This is a genomic window from Kitasatospora sp. NPDC057738 (genome assembly GCF_042798815.1).
GTDB lineage: Bacteria > Actinomycetota > Actinomycetes > Streptomycetales > Streptomycetaceae > Kitasatospora > Kitasatospora lactacystinica.
The window spans coordinates 1-14,002 of the sequence record NZ_JBHVJT010000132.1; the positions used below are offsets into that span (position 1 = coordinate 1).

The 14,002-nt window shown below is 72.8% G+C and carries 13 protein-coding genes; 4 read left to right on the forward strand and 9 right to left on the reverse strand.

Going from position 1 to position 14,002, the window contains the following annotated elements:
• The coding region (locus ACFVGO_RS38395) for a protein kinase (protein WP_380636822.1) at nt 1–1,275 on the reverse strand (1,275 nt) is incomplete at its 3' end.
• Between the two features lie 253 nt (nt 1,276–1,528).
• On the opposite strand from ACFVGO_RS38395, the gene ACFVGO_RS38400 reads away from it, so the two are divergent.
• Nucleotides 1,529–2,092, forward strand: a complete 564-nt coding sequence (locus ACFVGO_RS38400) for a hypothetical protein (protein ID WP_359897482.1) — start codon at nt 1,529–1,531, stop codon at nt 2,090–2,092.
• An 80-nt stretch (nt 2,093–2,172) separates the two neighbouring features.
• Here the strand turns inward: ACFVGO_RS38400 and ACFVGO_RS38405 are convergent, their stop codons facing one another.
• The 4 genes from ACFVGO_RS38405 to ACFVGO_RS38420 form a co-directional block, all read right to left on the reverse strand.
• A complete protein-coding gene (locus ACFVGO_RS38405; RefSeq protein ID WP_380356899.1) occupies nt 2,173–3,300 on the reverse strand; it encodes a GuaB3 family IMP dehydrogenase-related protein in 1,128 nt (375 codons plus the stop codon).
• 229 nt (nt 3,301–3,529) lie between these two features.
• A complete protein-coding gene (gene guaB, locus ACFVGO_RS38410) occupies nt 3,530–5,032 on the reverse strand; it encodes an IMP dehydrogenase (protein ID WP_359897484.1) in 1,503 nt (500 codons plus the stop codon).
• A 294-nt stretch (nt 5,033–5,326) separates the two neighbouring features.
• Nucleotides 5,327–5,935: an RNA polymerase sigma factor ShbA gene (gene shbA / locus ACFVGO_RS38415; protein WP_380356914.1), complete on the reverse strand. Its 609-nt coding sequence runs from the start codon at nt 5,933–5,935 to the stop codon at nt 5,327–5,329.
• A gap of 446 nt (nt 5,936–6,381) precedes the next feature.
• Nucleotides 6,382–6,993 carry a response regulator transcription factor gene (locus ACFVGO_RS38420; protein ID WP_014136228.1) on the reverse strand — a complete coding sequence of 204 codons (612 nt, stop codon included), beginning with the start codon at nt 6,991–6,993 and terminating at the stop codon, nt 6,382–6,384.
• 562 nt (nt 6,994–7,555) lie between these two features.
• Between ACFVGO_RS38420 and ACFVGO_RS38425 the strand changes: the two genes are divergently transcribed.
• On the forward strand, nt 7,556–7,882 hold the full coding sequence (locus ACFVGO_RS38425; RefSeq protein ID WP_049654358.1) for a WhiB family transcriptional regulator: 327 nt from the start codon (nt 7,556–7,558) through the stop codon (nt 7,880–7,882).
• Between the two features lie 99 nt (nt 7,883–7,981).
• Here the strand turns inward: ACFVGO_RS38425 and ACFVGO_RS38430 are convergent, their stop codons facing one another.
• From ACFVGO_RS38430 to groES, 3 genes are all read right to left on the reverse strand, one after another.
• Nucleotides 7,982–8,980 (reverse strand): LysR family transcriptional regulator, encoded by a 999-nt coding sequence (locus ACFVGO_RS38430; RefSeq protein WP_359897485.1) that lies wholly within the window; start codon nt 8,978–8,980, stop codon nt 7,982–7,984.
• A gap of 132 nt (nt 8,981–9,112) precedes the next feature.
• Nucleotides 9,113–10,738, reverse strand: a complete 1,626-nt coding sequence (gene groL, locus ACFVGO_RS38435) for a chaperonin GroEL (RefSeq protein ID WP_359897486.1) — start codon at nt 10,736–10,738, stop codon at nt 9,113–9,115.
• Between the two features lie 116 nt (nt 10,739–10,854).
• The gene (gene groES, locus ACFVGO_RS38440) at nt 10,855–11,160 is read right to left on the reverse strand and encodes a co-chaperone GroES (protein WP_014136232.1); all 306 of its coding nucleotides are present in this window, start codon (nt 11,158–11,160) and stop codon (nt 10,855–10,857) included.
• A 491-nt stretch (nt 11,161–11,651) separates the two neighbouring features.
• Here groES and ACFVGO_RS38445 point away from each other — a divergent pair, with 491 nt between their 5' ends.
• Entirely contained in the window at nt 11,652–11,981 is a 330-nt protein-coding gene (locus ACFVGO_RS38445) for a hypothetical protein (RefSeq protein WP_380636823.1), read from the forward strand.
• A 41-nt stretch (nt 11,982–12,022) separates the two neighbouring features.
• Nucleotides 12,023–13,207 carry a class I SAM-dependent methyltransferase gene (locus ACFVGO_RS38450; protein ID WP_359897488.1) on the forward strand — a complete coding sequence of 395 codons (1,185 nt, stop codon included), beginning with the start codon at nt 12,023–12,025 and terminating at the stop codon, nt 13,205–13,207.
• 21 nt (nt 13,208–13,228) lie between these two features.
• Here the strand turns inward: ACFVGO_RS38450 and ACFVGO_RS38455 are convergent.
• Nucleotides 13,229–14,002 (reverse strand): polysaccharide deacetylase family protein (locus ACFVGO_RS38455; RefSeq protein WP_380636824.1); only part of this gene is annotated, 774 nt, incomplete at its 5' end.

A 14,002-nucleotide genomic window follows, 5' to 3' on the forward strand; every position in this document is an offset into this window, starting at 1 on the left:
GGACTCCGGCTCCGTACCCGCCGCCGCCGGCGCGGTGGCCCCCGCGCTCTGCGCGGCCCCGCCGCCCGACCCGCCGTCCTCGTTGCCGACCATCCGGAGCACCGCCACCACCCCGGCGATCAGCAGCAGCACCACGATCACGGTCGCGATGGCCAGCCGCCGCCGACCGGTGCGCGGATCGGCCCCGGCCGCCTGGGTCGCACCCATCGTCCACTCACTGGTCACCGGCCGGATCGACTCCGGCTCCGGCGCCTCCGGCTCCCCGGCCGGCTTCTCGACGGGCTCCTCGTCCTGGGCCCGGCTGCCGACCCGGACCGTCCCCAGCAGCCCGGCCACGGGCCGCTTGCGGCCCTCCTCGGCCTGCTCCGGCTCCTGCTTCGCGGGCTCCGGCGCCGCCTTCTCCACCGGCACCGCGTGCTCGGTGGTCGACTCCGCCCGCGCGGTGGACTCCGCGACCACCCGCTTGAGCATCGACCGGGTCTGCGAGGCGTCCAGCCGCTCGGCCGGGTCCTTCGCCAGCAGCCCCTCGATCACCGGCCGCAGCGGCCCGGCGTTCACCGGCGCCGCCAGGTCCTCGGTCATCACCGCGGTCAGCGTGGCCAGCGCGGAGCCCCGGTCGTACGGCGGCCGGCCCTCGACCATCGCGTACAGCGTGCCGCCCAGCGACCACAGATCGGCCGGCGGCCCGGGCTTCTGCCCGCGGGCCCGCTCCGGCGAGATGTACGAGGGCGCGCCGACCAGCATCCCGGTCGAGGTGACGGAGGCGTCGCCCTCCACACTGGCGATGCCGAAGTCGGTGAGCACCACCCGGCCGTCCTCGCCGATCAGCACGTTGGACGGCTTGACGTCCCGGTGCAGGATGCCCAGCGCGTGCGCCGCGCTCAGCACACCCAGCACGTCCAGCGCGATCTCCGCGGCCCGGGCGGGCTCCAGCGGCCCGTCCTCCCGCACCACGTCGGCCAGCGAGCGGGACTCGACCAGCTCCATGACGATCCACGGCCGGTCGTCCTCGTCGACCACGTCGAAGACCGTCACCGCCGAACTGTGCCGGATCCGCGCGGTCGCCTTGGCCTCGCGCAGCGTCCGGGTGATCAGCCGGTGCTTCTCCTCCTCGTCGACGCTGGCGTTCATCCGCAGTTCCTTGACCGCGACGGTCCGGCCCAGCATCTCGTCCTCGGCGCGCCAGACCGTGCCCATGCCACCGCGCCCGAGCACGCCGTTCAGGCGGTAGCGGCCGGCCAGGAGGCGGCCGGTGGAACCCTTCGCCTGGGTCATTCGGAACGTTCCCCCATGTGCTGCTGGCGGTCGTGGTGACGGCACGTCGGCCCGACCTGGGGCCCGGACGCCCAAGCCTCCATCATCTCCTGTCCGGAGGGCCCGCGACCACCCGGCCCCCGCCACAAGCCGGGACGAACCGGAACGGGCGCGGCGCTCCGTGCTCGATCTGTGATCGAAAACTCGCCAAGATCTGCCCGAACCACTGCTACCGTTCGGCAGCTCATCGTCTTTCCGGGGGGATTCGACGCCCATGACCGCACCCGCGCCGGGCACTGACGGCCCATCGACCCGGCCCCGCACCGCCGAGCACTACTCGGTCGCGCCGCCCCCGGCCGCCCCCGAGGGCTACGTCGCCCCCGGCATGCCCGGTGCCCCCGTGGCCGGTTTCGAACCCACCGAACCCCCGCTCCGGCCCGTCCCCCGCCGCCGCACCGCCCTGGCCGTGGCCCTCGCCCTGCTCGCCATGCTGATCGGCGGCCTGGCCTACGGCAGCGCCCCCCTGCGCGCCGCCGACAGCCTCGGCTGGCTGGCCATCGCCCCGGCCGGCCTGGTCGCCCTCCCCCTCGGCCGCCTCGGCGGCAAGAGCCGCTCGCTCCCCCCGCTCGGCGCCCTCCTCGCCGCCGGCGCCCTCCTCCTCGGCCAACTGATCGAACACCTCCGCCGCCTGCGCGCCGAGGGCCCCGCCCCCCACGGCCTGCTGCACGACACCGTCACCGCCTGGCGCGCCGACCTCCGCCCCCTCGACGCCGCCTTCTACACCATCGCCCTCATCGGCGGCTTCCTCCTCACCCGCCGCACCGCCACCCGGAGCTGACGCCGGCGCCCCTCCCGCAAGCCCCCCGAAAACCCCGAAGGCCCCCGCCGATTCCCGGCAGGGGCCTCCGTCGACACCCGTCAGCGGTGGTCGAGCGCCGGGTTCACCGTCACCTCGACCCGCTGGAACTCCTTGAGCTCCGTGTACCCCGTGGTGGCCATCGCGCGCCGCAGCGCACCGAACAGGTTCATGGTCCCGTCCGGGGTGTGCGAAGGCCCGGTGAGGATCTCCTCGGTGGTGCCGACCGCGCCGAGGTTCACCCGCTTGCCGCGCGGCAGCTCCTCGTGGACGGCCTCCATCCCCCAGTGGAACCCCTTGCCCGGGGCGTCGGTCGCGCGGGCCAGCGCGGCCCCGATCATCACCGCGTCCGCGCCGCAGGCGACCGCCTTCGGGATGTCCCCGCTGTAGCCGACGCCCCCGTCCGCGATCACGTGCACGTAGCGCCCGCCGGACTCGTCCATGTAGTCGCGACGGGCGGCCGCCACGTCGGCCACGGCGGTCGCCATCGGCACCTGGATGCCCAGGACGTTCCGGGTGGTGTGGGCGGCGCCCCCGCCGAACCCGACCAGGACGCCGGCGGCGCCGGTGCGCATCAGGTGCAGCGCGGCGGTGTAGGTGGCGCAGCCGCCGACGATCACCGGAACGTCCAGCTCGTAGATGAACTGCTTGAGGTTGAGCGGCTCGGCGGCGCTGGAGACGTGCTCGGCCGAGACGGTGGTGCCGCGGATGACGAAGACGTCGACGCCGGCGTCGACCACGGCCTTGGAGAACTCGGCGGTGCGCTGCGGCGAGAGCGCGGCGGCGGTGACCACACCGGAGTCGCGGACCTCCTGGATCCGCTGCTTGATCAGCTCGGCGCGGATCGGCGCCGCGTAGATCTCCTGGAGGCGGCGGGTCGCGGTGGACTCGTCGGTGATCGCGGCGATCTCGTCCAGCAGCGGCTGCGGGTCCTCGTAGCGGGTCCACAGGCCTTCGAGGTTCAGCACGCCCAGACCGCCGAGGCGGCCGATCTGGATGGCCTGCTGCGGCGAGACCACGCTGTCCATCGGGGCGGCCAGGAACGGCAGCTCGAAGCGGTACGCGTCGATCTGCCAGGCGATCGAGACCTCCTTCGGGTCCCGGGTACGGCGGCTGGGGACGACGGCGATGTCGTCGAAGGCGTACGCCCGTCGGCCGCGCTTGCCTCGCCCGATCTCGATCTCAGTCACTTCGAGCCCTTCTGCTTTGTTGCTCATGCCCGCGCCGGGTCACCCCGGCCGCACCCCAGTATCCCGTACCGCCGCTGGTCCCGCCCCGACGGCCCACGGCCCGGACACGCCCCGGAGGCCTCCGGCCGCGTCCGGAGCCGCGCCCCCGCGCCGCACCCCCGACGCACGCCGGGCAGCCCGAAGGGCCCGTCGCCGCGGTGCGGCAGCGGGCCCTTCGGGGTTCAGCGGGTCAGCGGGCCGAGTAGTTCGGCGCCTCGACGGTCATCTGGATGTCGTGCGGGTGGCTCTCCTTGAGGCCCGCCGAGGTGATCCGGACGAACCGGCCCTTGCTCTCCATCTCGGCGACGGTGGCGGCGCCGACGTAGCCCATGGTCTGGCGCAGACCGCCGACGAGCTGGTGCAGCACGGCCGACAACGGGCCGCGGTAGGGCACCTGGCCCTCGATGCCCTCGGGGACGAGCTTGTCGTCCGAGGCCACCTCGGCCTGGAAGTAGCGGTCCTTGGAGTACGAGCGGCCCTGGCCGCGGGACTGCATGGCGCCGAGCGAGCCCATGCCGCGGTAGGACTTGAACTGCTTGCCGTTGATGAACATCAGCTCGCCCGGGGACTCCTCGCAGCCGGCCAGCAGCGAGCCGAGCATCACGGTGTCGGCACCGGCGGCGAGCGCCTTGCCGATGTCGCCCGAGTACTGCAGGCCGCCGTCGCCGATGACCGGCACGCCGGCCGCCAGGCAGGCCTGGGCGGCCTCGTAGATGGCGGTGACCTGCGGGACGCCGATGCCGGCGACCACGCGGGTGGTGCAGATGGAGCCGGGGCCGACGCCGACCTTGACGCCGTCCACGCCGGCGTCGATCAGCGCCTGGGCGCCGTCCCGGGTGGCCACGTTGCCGCCGACCACGTCGATCTTGACCGCCGACTTGATCTTCGCGATCCAGGCCAGCGCGTTGTGGCTGTGGCCGTGCGAGGTGTCCACCACCAGGAAGTCCGCACCGGCCTCGACCAGGGCCTGGGCCCGGTCGAACGCCTCGGCGCTGGCACCGACGGCGGCGCCGACCAGCAGCCGGCCCTCGGCGTCCTTGGCCGCGTTCGGGTACTGCTCGGCCTTGACGAAGTCCTTGACGGTGATCAGGCCCTTGATCCGGCCCTCGTCGTCGACCAGCGGCAGCTTCTCGATCTTGTGGCGGCGCAGCAGGGCCATCGCGTCCACCCCGGAGATGCCGACCTTGCCGGTGATCAGCGGCATCGGGGTCATGATCTCGCGGACCTGGCGGCTGCGGTCCGACTCGAAGGCCATGTCGCGGTTGGTGACGATGCCGAGCAGCTTGCCGGCCTCGTCGGCGATCGGCACGCCGGAGATGCGGAACTTGGCGCACAGCGCGTCGGCCTCGGCCAGGGTGGTCTCCGGGCCGACCGTGATCGGGTCGGTGACCATGCCGGACTCGGAGCGCTTGACCAGGTCGACCTGGTTGGCCTGGTCCTCGACCGACAGGTTGCGGTGCAGCACGCCGACGCCGCCCTGGCGGGCCATGGCGATGGCCATGCGCGACTCGGTCACCTTGTCCATCGCCGCGGACAGCAGCGGGATGTTGACGCGCACGTTCCGGGAGACCCGCGAGGAGGTGTCCACCTGGTTCGGCAGCACCTCGGAGGCCCCGGGCAGCAGCAGCACGTCGTCGTACGTGAGCCCGAGCATCGCGAACTTCTCGGGTACGCCTGCGGCGTTGTAAGACATTTGGGGGGTACCTTCCGTGGCCGGCCTTATCCGCTCACGCCCGAGGGTGGGGGCGCATTCATCGCTCACTCGCGCAGACCGCCGAAGCCGGATGCAATGGGAGGATCCTCCAAGGGGACCCAGAGCGCACCCGTCAAACTTTGGCAACCCGCCCAGGCGCCGATACCCCATGGTACTGGCACCGCGAATGTGTCCTCGTGTGCCCTTGACAACAACCCGGCCCCGTGGCTCATTCCGCCCGGAAACGGTGGAAAGAGTGCGGATCGGGACGGGCGGCCGGATCGGGGGACCCGATCAGGAGGACTCCTCCGCGAGGGCCCGCAGCCGGCTGAGCGCCCGGTGCTGGGCGACCCGGACGGCGCCGGGCGACATCCCGAGCACCTCGCCGGTCTCCTCCGCCGACAGCCCGGCGGCCACCCGCAGCAGCACCAGCTCGCGCTGACGGGCCGGCAGGTTGGAGAGGAGTTCCTTCGCCCAGGCGGCGTCGCTGCTCAGCAGCGCCTGCTCCTCGGGGCCGAGCGCCTCGTCCGGCACCTCGGGCAGGTCGTCCTGCGGCACGACGGTCGAGCCGGGTCCGCGCATCGCGGCCCGCTGGAGGTCGGCGATCTTGTGCGCGGCGATCCCGTACACGAAGGCCTCGAACGGGCGCCCCTGGTCCTTGTACCGGGGCAGCGCGCAGAGCACGGCCACGCAGACCTCCTGCGCGACGTCGTCCACGTGGTGCCGGGCCCCGCCGGGCAGCCGGACCAGCCGGGCGCGGCAGTACCGCAGCGCCAGCGGGTGGACGTAGGCGAGCAGCGCGTCGATCGCCGGGCCCTCGCCGCGGACCGCGGCCGCGACCAGTTCGCCCATCAGCGGCGAGCCGCCCGTGCCGAGCACCGGCGGGCGGTCCGGGCCGGTCATGCCGACGGGACCGTCGGAGTCGGCGTACGACGGATCACGGCCCGGACCGGAGGGCTCGGCCTCCGCCGGGTCCGCCTGGCCGGCCGTACCGGCGACGTCGTCGCGCATCGGTCCATGGTGCCTGGTCGAGCGGGAAAACGCGGCACCGCGTCCGGAGTTGTGCACCGGAACGTTATGCGCTGCGGCACCGTAGGGCGTGCCCCGCACCACCGGCCCCTCCTGCACCGTGCCGCCTCCCGCCCCGCCGCGATCGGTGGTGGTCCCGTCCGTCGCGCCGTCCGCCGAGTGTCCTGCGGCTGCGTGGTTCGCCGCAGTGCCTGTCCGCTGGTCCCCGAGGTGCTCCACTCCTCCATGGTGCAACCTCGGGACCGTAACGTCACACGCCTGTGCGGCACCCGCTCCGGGAACCGCCGGCGGCACGCCGCACCCGGCGGCGCCGCCGGTGGTCAGCGGACCAGGCCCCAGCGGAAACCCAGCGCCACCGCGTGCGCCCGGTCGGAGGCCCCGAGCTTCTTGAACAGCCGTCGGGCGTGGGTCTTGACGGTGTCCTCGGAGAGGAACAGTTCACGGCCGATCTCGGCGTTGCTGCGGCCGTGGCTCATGCCCTCCAGCACCTGGATCTCACGCGCCGTCAGCGTCGGCGCCGCGCCCATGTCGGGGCTGCGCAGCCGGCGCGGGGCGAGCCGCCAGGTCGGGTCGGCGAGGGCCTGGGTGACGGTGGCCCGCAGCTCGGCGCGCGAGGCGTCCTTGTGCAGGTACCCGCGGGCGCCGGCGGCCACCGCGAGCGCGACGCCGTCGAGGTCCTCGGCGACGGTGAGCATGATGATCCGCGCGCCGGGGTCGGCGGACAGCAGCCGCCGGACCGTCTCGACCCCGCCGAGGCCGGGCATCCGGACGTCCATCAGAACGAGATCGGAGCGGTCGGCCACCCAGCGGCGGAGGACCTCCTCCCCGTTCGTCGCGGTGGTGACCCGGTCCACACCGGGTACGGTCGCGACCGCGCGGCGAAGCGCCTCGCGGGCGAGCGGGGAATCGTCGCAAACGAGAACGGAAGTCATGACCGTCGTCCTCCGCAGCTGATCCGCGTCACGTTGAGCCTCCTGGCTGGTACGAACCTCTCCGACACGGCCGATCGGCGACAGACTCCGTCCTGATCGCCCCAACCTGCCCGCGATCGTTCCCGACGTCCGGCGCCCGCTAACCGCCTCCGCACTTCCAACGACCGTCACTCGAATGAGTTACGGCCTTCGGGGCCATCTCCACCACTGTACGTGGCCAACCCATTACCGATCAGCCGCATCGCGGTGCACACGCCGCACTTTTGCGCAGCTCGCGCGCGGTGGGCGTACGACCCGCACACCGATTCGGCACGTCGCGCGCCCGTCGGCCACCCGATTGCCACGCCCGCGCCCGGCGGGGCCCTTGCCCACTATGCCCGTTTTTATAGCTTTCGTATGGTCATTGACTGTTGTGCCAGTGTGTGGGTGACTTGTCCATGGAGTTGCCTTAAGTCATATTTCCAGGTGTCCACACCAGTGCATCGAAGCCCCGCCGCACCGCTCGGCAGCAGCCCCGCCGAACGCCCGGCCGACGGCCGACAGCCTCTGAAGGGAATGAGCCATGGCAGATTTCTCCCGCCTCCCCGGTCCCAACGCGGACCTCTGGGACTGGCAGCTCTCCGCAGCCTGCCGTGGCGTGGACAGCTCGCTCTTCTTCCACCCCGAGGGCGAGCGCGGGGCCGCGCGCAGTTCGCGCGAGGCCAGCGCCAAGGAGGTCTGCATGCGCTGCCCGGTGATCGCCGAGTGCGCGGCGCACGCGCTGGCGGTCCGTGAGCCGTACGGCGTCTGGGGCGGGATGACCGAGGACGAGCGCGAGGAGATGCTGGGGCGCTCGCGGCACCGACTGGTCGAGGTCCCGCTGGCCCCGCCGGCGGTCGCCCAGCGCTAGACCCGACTCCGTGAGCGCCGTGAAGAAACGTTCCTTCGCGGCGCTTCAGCCTTCTGGCTCACCCTACGTACCGGACCCCCGCGGCCCCGTCACCCACCGTCAGCGATCGGCGGCCGCCCCCGCCAGCCGCTCCAGCATCAGCGCCACGGCCGGCACCTCCGCCAGGTCCGGCAGGGTCAGCGCGACCACCTGGCGCACCGCGGGCGCCCCGGAGGCCGTGTGCACCGGCACCGTCGACACGCCGTCAGGACGCACCGACCGGAGCGCCAGCCGGGGCAGCACCGCCACCCCCAGCCCGGCCGCCACCAGGCCGACCACCGCCGGGTAGTCGTCCGTCGCGAAGTCGATCCGCGGCTCGAAGCCCGCCCCGGCGCACAGCTCCACCAGGTGCCCCCGGCACTGCGGGCAGCCGGCGATCCACTGCTCCCCCGCCAGCTCGGCCAGCCCCACCGCCCCGCCCCGCCCCGCCAGCCCGTGGCCGGCGGGCAGCAGGCCCACCAGCGGGTCGTCCAGCAGCGGGGTGACCACCAGATCGGACCAGTCGGACCCCGCGGTCAGCTGCTGCGCCTCCAGATTGGCCTCGGCCCGGGCCTCGCGCGGCGTGCCGTGGGCCGGCGCCGGGAGCGCGACGGCGCCGTCGGACTGCGGGTAGCGGAAGGCCAGCGCGATCTCGCACTCGCCGCCGCGCAGCATCGCCAGCGACTCCGGCGGCTCCGCCTCGACCAGCGACACGCGCACCCCCGGATGGCCGTCCCGCAGGCGGGCGACCGCGGGCGGCACCAGGGTGGAACTCGCGGTCGGGAAGGAGACCAGCCGCACCCGCCCGGCCCGCAGCCCGGCGATCGCGGCCACCTCCTCCTCGGCGGCCGAGAGCCCGGCGAGGATTCCGGTGGCATGCTTGAGCAGGACCCGGCCGGCCTCGCTGAGCTGCATCCCGCGGCCCGAGCGGACCACCAGCGGGGTGTCCACCGACTTCTCCAGCGCCTTCATCTGCTGGCTGATGGCGGGCTGCGTACACCCCAGCTCGCGGGCGGCGGCGGAGAAGGAGCCGGTGCGGGCGACGGCACGCAGGACGCGCAGATGGCGGGCCTCGATCATGCCTCAGTTATAAGGCAATCTTTGCATTCTGCAAAATTCTACTGATAGTTGAACGGTGAAGGTGAACGCCGGAGGCCCGGCCCGCCACCCCTCGCGGGGCGCGGACCGGGCCTCCGGTCAGGCGTCGGAGCCTCAGTGCGAGTGGCCGTGGCCGTGGCCGTGACCGTTGTCGGCCTCCTCCTCCTTCTTCTCCACCACGAGGGTCTCGGTGGTGAGAAGCAGGGAGGCGATCGAGGCGGCGTTCTCCAGGGCGGAGCGGGTGACCTTGACCGGGTCGATGACGCCGGCCTTCACCAGGTCGCCGTACTCACCGGTGGCGGCGTTGTAGCCCTGGCCGGCCTCCAGCTCGGAGACCTTGGAGGTGATGACGTAGCCCTCCAGGCCGGCGTTCTGGGCGATCCAGCGCAGCGGCTCGTGCAGCGCCTTGCGGACGACCGCGACACCGGTCGCCTCGTCGCCCGACAGGCCCAGGCCACCGTCCAGCACCTTGGCGGCGTGGACCAGGGAGGCGCCACCGCCGGCGACGATGCCCTCCTCGACCGCGGCACGGGTCGCCGAGATGGCGTCCTCCAGGCGGTGCTTGCGCTCCTTCAGCTCCACCTCGGTGGCGGCGCCGACCTTGATGACGCAGACGCCGCCGGCCAGCTTGGCCAGGCGCTCCTGCAGCTTCTCGCGGTCCCAGTCGGAGTCGGTCGCGGCGATCTCGCCCTTGATCTGGGCGACGCGGCCGGCCACGGCCTCGGAGTCACCGGCGCCGTCGACGACGGTGGTCTCGTCCTTGGTGATGGTCACGCGGCGGGCGGTGCCCAGCACGTCCAGGCCGACCTGGTCGAGCTTGAGGCCGACCTCCTCGGAGATGACCGTGCCGCCGGTCAGGACGGCCAGGTCGCCGAGGATCGCCTTGCGGCGGTCGCCGAAGCCCGGGGCCTTGACGGCGACGGCGTTGAAGGTGCCGCGGATCTTGTTGACGACCAGGGTCGACAGCGCCTCGCCGTCGACGTCCTCGGCGATGATCAGCAGCGGCTTGGAGGCACCGCCCTGGAGGATCTTCTCCAGCAGCGGCAGCAGCTCCTGGATGGAGGAGATCTTGCCCTGGTTGATCAGGATGTACGGGTCCTCCAGGACCGCCTCCTGCCGCTCCGCGTCGGTGACGAAGTACGGCGACAGGTAGCCCTTGTCGAACTGCATGCCCTCGGTGAAGTCCAGCTCCACGCCGAAGGTGTTCGACTCCTCGACGGTGATGACACCGTCCTTGCCGACCTTGTCGATCGCCTCGGCGATCAGCTCGCCGACCTGGGTGTCCTGGGCGGAGAGCGACGCGACGGCGGCGACGTCGTCCTTGCCCTCGATCTCGCGGGCGATCGAGAGCAGGTGCTCGGAGACGGCGGCGACGGCCTTGTCGATGCCCTTCTTCAGGGCGGCCGGGCCGGCACCGGCGGCGACGTTGCGCAGACCCTCGTTGACCAGGGCCTGGGCCAGCACGGTGGCGGTGGTGGTGCCGTCACCCGCGACGTCGTTGGTCTTGGTGGCGACCTCCTTGACGAGCTGCGCGCCAAGGTTCTCGTACGGGTCGTCCAGCTCGACCTCGCGGGCGATGGTGACACCGTCGTTGGTGATGGTCGGGGCGCCGAACTTCTTGTCGATGACGACGTTGCGGCCCTTGGGGCCGATGGTCACCTTGACGGTGTCGGCCAGCTTGTTGACACCGCGCTCCAGCGAGCGGCGGGCGTCCTCGTCGAACTGCAGGATCTTCGCCATGTTCCCTATTCCCTCGGGGCTGCGGCCGGCCCACCGGCCGCCGAACTACGTGAACCAACAACCACGCCCCGGGCCCCTGTCACTTGGGACACGGATCCGGGGCGGGTCGGAACGTCTTACTTCTCGATGATCGCGAGGACGTCGCGGGCGGAGAGCACCAGGTACTCCTCGCCCTGGTACTTCACCTCGGTGCCGCCGTACTTCGAGTACAGGACGATGTCACCCACGGCGACGTCGAGCGGCAGACGCTGGCCGTCCTCGAAGCGGCCCGGGCCGACGGCCAGGACGACGCCCTCCTGGGGCTTCTCCTTGGCGGTGTCCGGGATAACCAGGCCGGAGGCCGTGGTGGTCTCGGCGTCGAGCGGCTGGACCACAATGCGGTCCTCGAGCGGCTTGATGGCAACCTTGCTGCTGGTGGTCACGTCCGAGCTCCCCTTCGGAGATTACGGGGTTTTCTAACGGGTAGGGCGATCCTGCGGGCCTGCCGTCGCGGGGGTCAGACACACGTCGTCGCGTTAGCACTCTCCCGGTGGGGAGTGCCAAGGACGACCATAGGGCCGTGTTAGCACTCAGTCAACCAGAGTGCCAACGACGCGCCCTGGGACCCCCGGTTCCGCGGGTGAGCAGCCGCACTCGTGTGCGCCCCGGCCCGGCCCCCGCGGACTCCTGCCGTGACCTCGATCCCGGTGCGTCCGACCCCTGTGCGCGGGCCCGTCGCACCCGTCGGCCGGCCCGCCGACGGACCCGCCGCCCCGCCCACCGGAAGTCGAGCGGGCGTCCGGATTCCCGTACCCATGTACGGACGGCGCTCCCTCGGGCAGACTCCTGCCATGACGGACACCCCGGTACGCGTCGGCCCCTCCGGCGCGAAGGACGCCCCGCCCGCGCCGCCGCTCGTCCCGGGGGCGTTCCGGTGAGCCGAGCGGCCGCCCCGTCCGCGCCGCCGCGGATCCACTGGGCGGCGGACCTGGTGCTCGCCGCGGTGGTGCTCGCGGTGACCGCCGTCGCGGTGTTCCTCGGATCGCTCGTGCTCAACGTGCTGAAGCTGCTCGCCCTGTACGGCCCCGGGACGGTGGCCATGGACGTCTTCGGCGTCGTGGTCCTGCTCGTGCTGCTGACCCTGACCTTCCGGGGCACCCGGCGGCTCGGCTACCGGATCACGCCGTACGCCGCGGTGGCCGCGGCACCGCTGGGCGTGCTCGTGGGCTGGCTCGCCTCCGGCATCCCCGTCATCGGCCGGTGACCGCCGCACCGCTGCGGTGACCGACCGGCCGAGCGGCGAGAATGGCCCCCGTGGACACCGAGAACCTCCAGCCGCTGCTGACGCCCGAGGGCCAGGCCCTGCTCGCCGAACTGCGCGAGTTCACCCCCGAGGAGGAGCTGGCGCTGGCGACCCGCCTGCGCCGGGAGCATCCGGCGGAGCTGGTCTCGGCGGCCTTCGGGCAGGCGCGGCTGCGGCAGCGGGCGCGGGCGAAGTTCGGGGCGGACGCCGACCTGATGTACTTCACGCCCAACGGGGTCGAGCAGTCCACCCGGCGCAGCGTGGCCGAGTGGCGGGCGCAGCGGTTCGCCGCGCTGGGCGTCCGACGGCTGGCGGACCTGTGCTGCGGCATCGGCGGGGACGTGCTGGCGCTGGCCCGGGCGGGCATCGAGGTGCTGGCCGTCGACAAGGACCCGGCGGCCTGCGCCGCCACCGCGGCCAACGCCGCCGCCCTGGGCCTGTCCGAGCTGGTCGAGGTGCGCTGCGCGGACGTCGCCGAGGTGGACGTCACCGGCTACGACGCGGTGTTCACCGACCCGGCCCGGCGCACCTCGCGCGGCCGGGTGTTCGACCCGGAGGCGTACGCCCCGCCGCTCTCCTGGGCGATCGAGGCCGGCCGGCGGACCCCGATCGGCGCGCTGAAGGTCGCGCCGGGCATCCCGCACGAGGCCGTGCCGCGGGACGCCGAGGCCGAGTGGGTCTCCGACCACGGCGACGTCAAGGAGGCGGTGCTCTGGTTCGGCACCAGGGCCGCGAGCCCGCACCGCGCCACCCTGCTGCCGCAGGGCGCCAGCCTGACCGGCGGCGACCTGCCCGACCCGCCGGCCGGCCCGGTCGGGCGGTACCTGTACGAGCCGGACGGCGCGGTGATCCGGGCCCACCTGGTGGCCGAGGTGGCCGGGCAGGTGGGCGGCCGGCTGATCGACCCGAAGATCGCCTACCTGACCTCGGACGAGCTGGTCGCCACCCCGTACGCGCACGCCTTCGAGCTCACCGACGTGCTGCCGTTCCACATCAAGAAGCTGAAGGCGCTGCTGCGCGAGCGGGCGGTCGGCACGGTGGTGATCAAGAAGCGCGGGATGGCGATCACCCCGGAGGAGCTGCGCCGCCAGCTCAAGCCCTCCGGGCCGAACAGCGTCACGGTGATCCTCAGCCGCACCGACAACGGGCCGCTGATGATGCTGGGACAGCCGGTCGCGGCGTCCTAGGGGGTCGACCCGCGGCCTCGGTCACACGGGTGGCTGGATGTAGTCCTCCAGCCGCGCCACCGAGAAGCCCTGCTCCTGTATCCGGGCCAGCAGGTCGCCGAACATCTGGGTCATCGTGGCGCCCTTGAGCTCCTTGGGGCCGCGGAAGTGCGCCAGGATTATGTCGCCGGGCTTCAGCTGCTTGTCCCCCGCCTGGTACTGCATGTCGTGGATCTGCATCGACTCGCGCCAGAGCACCATCGCGCGCGGGCCGCACTGCTGGACCGAGGTGTTGAGCGTCGGGGTGTTGGCGCCGTCGCCGAACGGCGGGCGGAACAGCAGCGGGGCGGCGCCGTACTGCTGGGTGAGCGCGGACTGCGCGTCGCAGATCTCGGACTTCTGCTTCTCCGCCGGGATCCTGCTCATCACCGGGTGGTCCACGGTGTGGTTCTGGACGTGGTTGCCCAGGGCCTGGAGCGGCTTGAAGTAGCCGTAGTCGTTCTTGACGATGTCCCGGGTCAGGAACATCGATATCGGCACCTTGAGGTCGGTGAGCATCTCGACGAACTTCGGGTCCTTCTCGGCCCCGTCGTCGATGGTGATGAAGACGACCTTGTCGCTCGTTTTCACGTCGCTGAACACCGGGACGGGGCCCGTCCGTTCGAGCTTTATCGGCTTGTCGGCGGGCGGCGCCGGGGCGGGGGCGAGCGGGGTGAGGTTCCACTTGGCCCAGGCCGCCGCGCCCGCTCCCACCGGGGCGCCGGCCGCGGCGGCGGTGGTCGCGGCCGCGGTCGGCGCGGCGCCGGAGGACCGGGG